This is a genomic window from Microcystis sp. M53598_WE2 (assembly GCF_030067735.1).
GTDB classification, from domain to species: Bacteria; Cyanobacteriota; Cyanobacteriia; order Cyanobacteriales; family Microcystaceae; genus Microcystis; species Microcystis aeruginosa.
Genome location: NZ_JASJFE010000080.1, coordinates 1 through 8,601, shown reverse-complemented (window position 1 = coordinate 8,601; position 8,601 = coordinate 1). Strand labels below are relative to the sequence as shown.

Annotated in this window: 9 protein-coding genes and 1 tRNA gene; 6 read left to right on the top strand and 4 right to left on the bottom strand. The window is 45.4% G+C overall.

What is annotated here, in order from left to right:
• Positions 1-227 precede the first annotated feature (227 nt).
• The gene (locus tag PX636_RS01890; protein WP_288116054.1) at positions 228-860 is read left to right on the top strand and encodes a Uma2 family endonuclease; all 633 of its coding nucleotides are present in this window, start codon (positions 228-230) and stop codon (positions 858-860) included.
• A 101-nt stretch (positions 861-961) separates the two neighbouring features.
• On the opposite strand, the gene PX636_RS01885 is transcribed toward PX636_RS01890, so the two are convergent.
• Positions 962-1,044, bottom strand: a tRNA-Leu gene (locus tag PX636_RS01885).
• Between the two features lie 73 nt (positions 1,045-1,117).
• On the opposite strand from PX636_RS01885, the gene lgt reads away from it, so the two are divergent.
• Both lgt and PX636_RS01875 read left to right on the top strand, forming a co-directional pair.
• On the top strand, positions 1,118-1,969 hold the full coding sequence (gene lgt, locus PX636_RS01880) for a prolipoprotein diacylglyceryl transferase (protein WP_288116052.1): 852 nt from the start codon (positions 1,118-1,120) through the stop codon (positions 1,967-1,969).
• 12 nt (positions 1,970-1,981) lie between these two features.
• Positions 1,982-2,932, top strand: a complete 951-nt coding sequence (locus PX636_RS01875; RefSeq protein WP_002757675.1) for a branched-chain amino acid ABC transporter permease — start codon at positions 1,982-1,984, stop codon at positions 2,930-2,932.
• A gap of 6 nt (positions 2,933-2,938) precedes the next feature.
• Here the strand turns inward: PX636_RS01875 and PX636_RS01870 are convergent, their stop codons facing one another.
• From PX636_RS01870 to PX636_RS01860, 3 genes are all read right to left on the bottom strand, one after another.
• Complete coding sequence (locus tag PX636_RS01870) at positions 2,939-3,937, bottom strand: Gfo/Idh/MocA family protein (RefSeq protein ID WP_288116050.1); 999 nt, start codon at positions 3,935-3,937, stop codon at positions 2,939-2,941.
• Positions 3,938-4,209: 272 nt separating this feature from the next.
• Positions 4,210-4,485: a hypothetical protein gene (locus PX636_RS01865; protein WP_288116048.1), complete on the bottom strand. Its 276-nt coding sequence runs from the start codon at positions 4,483-4,485 to the stop codon at positions 4,210-4,212.
• Positions 4,486-4,861: 376 nt separating this feature from the next.
• Entirely contained in the window at positions 4,862-5,422 is a 561-nt protein-coding gene (locus PX636_RS01860; RefSeq protein WP_125731200.1) for a DciA family protein, read from the bottom strand.
• Positions 5,423-5,500: 78 nt separating this feature from the next.
• Here PX636_RS01860 and PX636_RS01855 point away from each other — a divergent pair, with 78 nt between their 5' ends.
• The 3 genes from PX636_RS01855 (at position 5,501) to PX636_RS01845 (ending at position 8,387) form a co-directional block, all read left to right on the top strand.
• Positions 5,501-6,391, top strand: coding sequence for a hypothetical protein (locus PX636_RS01855; RefSeq protein WP_288116045.1), 891 nt, complete (start codon positions 5,501-5,503; stop codon positions 6,389-6,391).
• Positions 6,392-6,413: 22 nt separating this feature from the next.
• Positions 6,414-7,070: a PspA/IM30 family protein gene (locus PX636_RS01850; protein ID WP_061431474.1), complete on the top strand. Its 657-nt coding sequence runs from the start codon at positions 6,414-6,416 to the stop codon at positions 7,068-7,070.
• Between the two features lie 543 nt (positions 7,071-7,613).
• Positions 7,614-8,387: a PspA/IM30 family protein gene (locus PX636_RS01845; RefSeq protein WP_288116044.1), complete on the top strand. Its 774-nt coding sequence runs from the start codon at positions 7,614-7,616 to the stop codon at positions 8,385-8,387.
• The last annotated feature ends 214 nt before the right edge of the window (positions 8,388-8,601 follow it).

Sequence of the window (8,601 nt, the reverse complement as noted above, 5' to 3'; positions counted from 1 at the left end):
GGGGTGTGGGGTTTTACACATTTTCAGGTGGTCAATTACCTAATTTTCAGGAAACAAGTCCAGGGATTTTCCCCCCACTCACTCCAAAGTTCGGCACTTTTTGAGGTCAAAAAAGTCTAAAAACTTTATCCAACAAGGTTTTTAGATTTATTCAGCAAACCCTAAGTAGGGGTGGGCAATGCTCACCCTTTGATTATTATAGAAGCAGGGTATTTTTGCTTGAATCTATGACTGTAACACTGCTCGCACCACCGGCTGAAATAATTCACCTGTCCGGGATTAGCTGGGGAACCTACGAAACGCTGCTAGAAGAAATGAGCGATCGCCGTCTGCGGCTGACCTACAATCGTGGCAATTTAGAAATCATGGCTCCTTCGACCGGACACGAATTTAGTAAAACCCTCATCGGTCGCTTTGTCGAAACCCTAGCGGAAGAATCAGCAGTCCCGATTTATCCCCTTGGTTCTACCACCTTTAAACGCCCTCAATTAAGCGGTGCAGAACCGGATGAATGTTTTTACATTGATAATATTGAGGCGGTTCGGGGGAAAAAGCGACTGGACTTAAATGAAGACCCTGCACCGGATTTAGTCATAGAAATTGATGTCACCAGCAGTTCTCAAAATCGCCTTCAGGTTTATGCAGATCTAGGCGTGGCAGAGGTTTGGGTTTATAATGGGGAATCTCTGGTTATCCAACAATTACAAAATGGCAGTTATATCACCTCCCCAACCAGTCAATTTTTTATAAATATTCCTATTTCAGAGATTGCTATATTTTTACAACAAGCTGGCCAGACAGATTACCTAGAGTTAGTAAAAGCATTTCGGAATTGGGTAAGAAGTCAGCTGAAAAAATAAATCTGAACTGGAGGCTCAAAAAGGGAAATTAACAAGTTTCCCTTTTGGGTCGTCGGTCGTCAATACCAAATCAGGTTACACTTCATCGACCCGAAGGTTAATGCGGATGGAGGGACTCGAACCCACACATCGAAAAGATACTAGAACCTAAATCTAGCGCGTCTACCAATTCCGCCACATCCGCAAATATGTCAGCTTATTCCATCATAGCATAAGATACTATAGGAAAGATAAAATTTTTTATTCTTAATAATTTTATGCTCTTAGGTTTTGTCTTTCAGTCTCCCGGCCCCGTCCTCTGGGAGATCGGACCGATTTCGGTGCGCTGGTATGGATTCCTCATCGCTATGGCGGTATTATTGGGTGTCACCCTCTCCCAGTACCTCGCCCAAAAAAGAGCGATCGATCCGGATTTAATCGCTGATTTGACCATTTGGTTAGTAGTGGGGGCCATACCTGCAGCCCGTCTGTACTATGTTCTCTTTCAGTGGCAAGAATACGCGCAAAATCCTGCTGATATTATCGCCATTTGGAAGGGAGGTATCGCCATTCACGGGGCAATTATCGGGGGTTTGCTGGCGTCCCTAATTTTTGCCCGCATTAATCGGGTTTCTCTTTGGCAATTACTCGATCTGGTGGCCCCTTCAGTTATTCTCGGTCAAGCGATCGGACGTTGGGGTAACTTTTTTAATTCGGAAGCTTTTGGCAGTCCGACTAATTTACCTTGGAAGTTGTTTATTCCTCCGGCTAGTCGTCCTTTAGAATATATCGCCGTCGATTATTTTCATCCCACCTTTCTCTACGAATCTCTCTGGAATCTGGCAGTTTTTGCCCTACTTATCTATCTATTTTTCTGGGGTTTAAAACACCCTAGTAAATTAAAAATTGGCACCCTTACCCTAGTCTATTTTATCGCCTACAGTCTAGGTAGATTCTGGATCGAGGGGCTACGCACCGATAGTTTAATGTTTGGGCCTCTAAAAATGGCGCAAATAATTAGTTTAGGAGCGATCGCTATCGGTATTTTCGGTTTATTCTGGTTATATAAACTGCAGCGTCCTTTACCGGATGTGGTGGCGACCGTCAGTTATAATCAAAAGTTACCCTAGCTAACCCTGACAATGGATCTAGTAACGATTTTTCAACAGGTTTTAAACGGTTTATCGATCGGTAGTGTCTATGCTATTTTTGCCCTCGGTTACACTTTGATTTTTTCCATTTTAGGGATTATCAATTTTGCCCATGGCGCAATTTTTACCCTCGGTGCCTATTTTACCTACGCTCTAGCGGGGGGAGTTTTCGGTTTTAATGGTTTATTGGCTAATGCCAAATTACCCTTTTCCTTACCCTTTTTTTTGGCACTCTTGCTAGGCTGTATCCTTTCAGGTTTCACCTCGGTTCTTCTGGAAAGATTGGCCTTTAAACCCCTCCGGGTACGGGGTTCCGATTCTCTCTTAACTCTGGTTTCTAGCCTAGGGGCAGCCGTGGTGATTGTCAATGTCATTCAATACTTATTCGGGGCAGAAATTTATACTTTTCCCGATGGTATTTATGGCAATCTTCCCCCCGCAATTAATTTCGGTACAGCTGATCGCCCCGTGGCAATTCGCACAATTCAGATTATTATTTTTCTGGTTTCAGCAGTTATGGTGGCTTTGCTAACTTATTGGGTTAATTTCACCAAAATGGGCAAAGCTTTACAAGCGGTAGCTGAAGATGTCACCACGGCCAGTTTGTTGGGTATCAATCCCGAAAAATTTATCGTGATTACCTTTTTTATTAGTGGTGCCTTGGCAGGTTTAGCAGGAACTTTAGTCGGTTCTAGTGTTAGTATCGCTGGCCCCTATTTCGGTATTGCTTTCGGATTAAAAGGTTTAGGAGTGATTGTTTTAGGGGGATTGGGAAGTATCCCCGGAGCGGTAATCGGTGGTTTATTATTGGGTATTGCCGAAGCTTTTGTTCCCGCAGAATATTCCGGTTATCGAGAGGCGATCGCTTTTGCTATTCTCTTTATTATGTTGTTAGTTCGTCCCCAGGGTTTACTAGGCAGAAAGTTAATTCAAAAAGTCTAATTCGGTTTAATTGTCCGCGAGAAAAACTGTTTTTCCCAACAAAGAAGATTGATAGGCAGCATAGGCCACTTCTAGGGCATAAAGACTGGCTTGGGGAGTAACATAAAGAGGAGCCAGATCGAACAGATAATCTAGCACCATGGCGGTATCTTTGGCAAAAAGACCGCGACGGGTTTCCACTTCTAAAGCTTGGCTACCTTCACTATTAATTAACTGCCCTGTTTCCCCTTCAAAAATTAAGCTGCCCCCCTCGCCATGAATAGTGAAAGTTCGCTCATTTTGCCAAAAAACTTCGCCTTTACCGTAGGTAACTTCAGCAATTAAGCCATTTTTAAATAATAACTGCGCCTCACACAAACAGGCCAGAAAATAATCGGATTCTGGAGCATTCCAATAACGACAATGACAGGATACGGACTCCACTTCTCCAAATAAATTAGTAAAGCGATGGATACGAGAAAGGGCAGCGATCAAAGGAAAACCGAATAAATCCCGATGAAATGTCCAGCGCCGGGGTGCCGGTCTGCCGGGGGCGATCGTGGTATAACGGGCTAGGTGGATATTGCCGAGGCCGGCTAAATACTGCTGTTGGGTTTGATGCAGTCCCCCCAAAAGTTCAATATGTTCGACGTGCAGTAATTTGTTCTCGGTTTCGGCTAGGGTGATTAATTCTTCCGCCTCTTTCGGGTGAAAAGCTAGGGGATACTCGACGATAACGTGCTTACCGGATTTTAAGGCAGTACGGGCGATCGAGGCATGGGCCTGATTAACATTGGCAACGACAATCAGATCGAGATCGGGATGGCTGGCCAGGCTTACTGCCGAATCTAGGGCAGAAATTTGGTATTTTTGCGAGAAATTAGCGATCGATTCGGCACTATTACCGCTAACATACAAAAGCTGGGCGCGATCATCCGCTTGCAAGCTTTCAGCGCGACGTTGAGCGGCGAACCCTGTCCCAACTATACCAATTTTCAGGGGATGATTAGAAGTCATCGGGGGCATTCTGGCGACATTAATTATCGGGAAGTGGGGTGTGGGAAGTGGGGTGCGGGGAGATAGGGAGATAGGGGAATTTCAACTAATACCCCAAAACCCTAAAACCCCAACTCTCAACTCCTGAATACTTTCTACAGCAATTCTGCCTTTCCTAGCTTTATCTTGGCAATTAACTGATCTATTATCTCAAAAATAGCGCCCTGAAAGATGTGGGAGGGTGAATTCATATTTTTAATGGGCAACGCCAATTTTTTGCTCCTGTTTAGGCCCCGGATCTTCTAAACTGCCGTCGGTTGTCGGGGAGCATGACGACTAGGGGAAACCACCACGGGAGTTGGCGACACTGTACAGGTTAATTCTAGAGACTGTTCTAAACTAACCACCCGATTGAGTTGTTGCCATTCAGTACTAAAAGGAGGCATCGCTAGAGCGCAGGCTTTCCAATGAGCTTCGACGGGAACATCTAGTTGTTGACAAGTGCCACCGCGCCGACCTTGGGTTTGATAGTATCGGCAGTATCGACAGGAAGAGGTAAGAAAGTTTGCGGCTTGCATGGGTTGGCTTTAAAAGGAAGATGATTATAAGGAACTCAAGGGATGACTCTCTTTTCGCTCTGTGTAATATTGTCCTACCCTGTGCCAAGGGTATTTTCCTGACTACCACAGCTAGAACTGATATGCCATATAGTTTTTAGTGATCCCCAAAAAAAATTTTATTTTTAGAATCTTTTAATAGTTACTTTGCAAAAAGCAGCACTGTCTCAAAACTGAAGAGTTCAACTCAGTTGTGGCCGAGGTTATTGGGTCTAGTATCAGCAATAACAGAACGGGGATCAAGCCTTAGCTCGATAGAATTGATGAATACAGGTTCAATTAAGACAGAAAAGATCGGCCAATTGATTCCTGACTCAAAACCACTCTTTCCACAATACTATAAAAAAATTGCATCTTTTACCCCGCCCGACTGGGCAAAACAAAAAGCACAACATTGCCAACGCTCAAGCTCTCCGGAGGGAGTGGGAGACTGACAACGAGGGCAAATTGGCCAGGATCGGGTTCTATGACGTATTTTCTGGCTCCAAGTCTCTAAAATGTCCGGTTGCTGGGGATTTTCTGGCGGTTTTTCTGGGGTGACATAGCTAGGATGATCTCTGAGGGAATTAGGCGCAATCGCTTCTAGCGGAATTAACTGACTATCCTGCTGCCAACGGGCAGCAGAAAAGCGGATATCGCCCAAGGGAGTCTCTAACTGACTATTAAGCCGTTTTAATAAGCTATAGCGTTGTAAAGACAATTCCTGTGCTAAAGCGGCGCTACTGGTAGCCACCGATAAAACCCCGCAACTCAGGGAAAAAGGCCGGGTTTGCTCAAGCAGACGGGGATTAATAATTTTTGGCCACAATTGCAGCACTTGATCATAGTGGCGATATTCTTCCCAACCCGCCTGTTGAGTAATAACCGCCAAAATTTTGTCAAGAGAATGTAAAGACATAGGGAAAATCTAGGGAATACCACGGTACACTAGGACGAAAAAACCCCCTAACTTTTCAGCATAACCTTTAATACCCTCATGAAATCCGATCGATCCCCATCCCCCCAAGATTCCCCTCTCTCGATCGTCCATCAACCCAGTTCAGCCATCGATCCCGCTCGGGAAGCAGAATACCTAGAAGCTGCTGTCATTAACGTCTATCCCCAAGCTGAAGATGTCTTTTTTACCCCTTGGGGTATCCGGGCAATGGTGATCTTTTTAATTGCTAATAGTCTCCTCAGTCTCAATCAATGGTTAACCAATACTACCCCCACCCCGAGGAAAACTGAGAATTCCCCCCTCGAGCAGCGCCAAAATAACTCCCGCCACCTTGATCGATTGATAGCGATCGCTCGTCCGGTACAGAAAACTCCTCAAACCAGTCCGATCGTTAATATTCCCGCTCCTCCCCTTAAAACTAGCCCGATCGCTAACATTCCCGCCCCACCAGTGGTTCAGAGTCCCCCCACCGCTATCAATCTGACTAATGCCCTCTTACCCCCGAATCCGCCACCGTCCCTCATGCCGGCCCATCAATTACCCGTCAGTAAGATCAAGCAATCTTTACCCGTCGCCACCCCGAACCCCAGCACCCCGCCCGTATCTTCCCTAGTTTCTGCACCACCGCCACCACCGCCCCAAGTTACCCCCGCCCCCTCGACCGCGATCATTAACGAACGAATGTTGGAGGAATTGCGTCAAAGAGAAGAATCACCCGCTAATTTACCCTTTTTTCAACGGGAAAAAGCCCGTCGCTTGGCCAATCAAAACCGACAGGAGACGGTGGAGTTAATGAAACAGTTACCGCCAGAATTACAAGCATCCCCTTCTCCCAGTAGTCCGGCACCTTCAGAAACAGCCGATCCCTCCCAGTCCCCCGTCCCTAGTTCTATCATTATTGATAGGAGCGGCACTTCGGTAAACTATTAGGGTTCCTATCGGGAGGACGGCAATGGGTTTGTTAGATCGCATGGGTCAAGCAATTCGCGCCCAAGTCAATAGTCTGATTCAGGAAAATCAAGATCCAGAAAAACTGCTGGAAAAGGCGATCTTGGCGATGGAAGGGGAATTGATGCAAATGCGACAAGCCCTGGCGGCAGCCGTCGCTACCCAGAAACGTACCGAGCGCCAACGACAACAACAGGAAAAAGCGGCCCAAACTTGGCACGAACGCGCCCAATTAGCCCTACATCACGGTAACGAGGAACTCGCCCGCCAAGCTCTCAGCCAATGGCAAACCTATCAAAGTCAGATCGCCCCCCTACAAATCTCCCTGCAACAACAGACGGCTATTATACAAAAGTTAAAGAAAGAACTCTTGACAATTGAACGCAAATATGCTGAGATGAAAGCACAGAAAAGCCTTTATGTGGCCAGATTGCGATCGGCGAGTGCCAGTCAAAAAGCTCAAGAAATTATGGGCAGTTTGAACAGCAGTCAGATGGGGACTATTTTCGAGAAATTAGAAGCAAAAGTCTTAGAAGCCGAATCCCAAGCCGATTTAATCGGGTATAAAGACCCCTTAGAGCGACAATTCCAAGATTTGGAGGGACAAAAACAAATTGAAGCGGAATTACTCAAGTTAAAACAAGAAAACTTGGATGGGTGATGTGGGAAGTGGGGTGTATTTTCAGTGAACAGTGAACAGTAAACAGTAATCAGTGAACTGAAAACTCACATCTGACTCATGAATACTGACTGCTGATTGCTTCTGTGGTTGATCAGAAATTTGGGTTGAAAACCCCGTCCTTTTAGGATGGCCTTGTGCTAAAATACCCACAGGTGGTTCCGACCGTGAGAACGTGAGCAAACAGGTTAAACGTCCTACTCCGTGATCTGAAAATTTCTAACAGTCAATGGTGTTTAATTAAGTCCAAACTGTCAGAACGCCAAACAATTAAATACTGTGGGACACACAGAAATTTACGCTTGGGGAGTAGTCTTTAAGAGTGCTTGCCTTATAGGTGTAGTCGGACTAGATATGAAACTGTAAGTCCAAAGCTAACTTAGTTAGTAGAGGCCGGATTCAGCCCAAGAATCTCCGCACTTTTAGGGCGGAGAGTGTCAAATTGGATAATAAGCCGTTAGGCAAGATAGGAAATTTTAAGAACAGTTAACTGATTTAGTACACACCGAGAGGAACAAGAGCGTCATGGGTTTATTCGATCGCCTTAGCCGAGTTGTCCGAGCTAACCTCAATGATATGGTGAGCAAGGCTGAAGATCCAGAAAAAATGCTGGAACAAGCTGTCAGTGATATGCAAGAGGATCTAGTACAGGTACGTCAAGCGGTCGCTAGAGCGATCGCCGAACAGCGACAAACGGAACAAAAATACAGCAAAGACCAGTCAGAAGCCAATAAATGGGAACAAAGAGCCAAATTAGCCCTTTCTAAAGGGGATGAAACTCTCGCCAGGGAAGCTCTTAAACGCAAGAAAGATTTCACGGAAACCGCCGCCATTCTCAAAAATCAACTGGATCAGCAAACGGTACAGGTAGAAAGTCTGAGAAAAAACTTGATCGCGCTCGAAAGTAAGATTTCTGAGGCAAAAACCAAGAAAAATATGTTAGTAGCTCGCTCCAGAGCCGCAAAAGCTAACGAAGAAATCCAAAAAACCCTCGGCAGTATCGATACCAGTAGTTCCATGTCCGCTTTTGAGCGCATGGAAGAAAAAGTTGTGCAGATAGAAGCCCGTAGTCAAGCGATCGGTGAAATCACTGGTAGCGACATGGAACGTCAATTCATTGCACTAGAATCGGGTAGCGATGTGGAGGATGAATTAGCAATGCTGAAAGCACAAATGTCCGGGGGAGCATTACCGGGTACAGCTTCTAGTCAACCCACTTTACCCCAAGCAACCCCCGTCAGGGATTCGGTAGTGGATGCAGAATTAGAGGAATTGCGATCGAAGTTAAAAGAACTGTAAAACTTTGAGAGCGTCGAGACGTACTATCTACGGTACGTCTCTATTTATTAATTTTGTTGTTGAGATAGGGAATAAGCTAAAACGCATTTTAACCGCCTATCCTTAGATTAGTTCTCTCCTCCGACGTCGGGGTAGGGTTGATTCATGAATCAACCCTACTATGAATCAACCCTACTATGAATCAACCCTACTATGAATCAACCCTACTATGAAT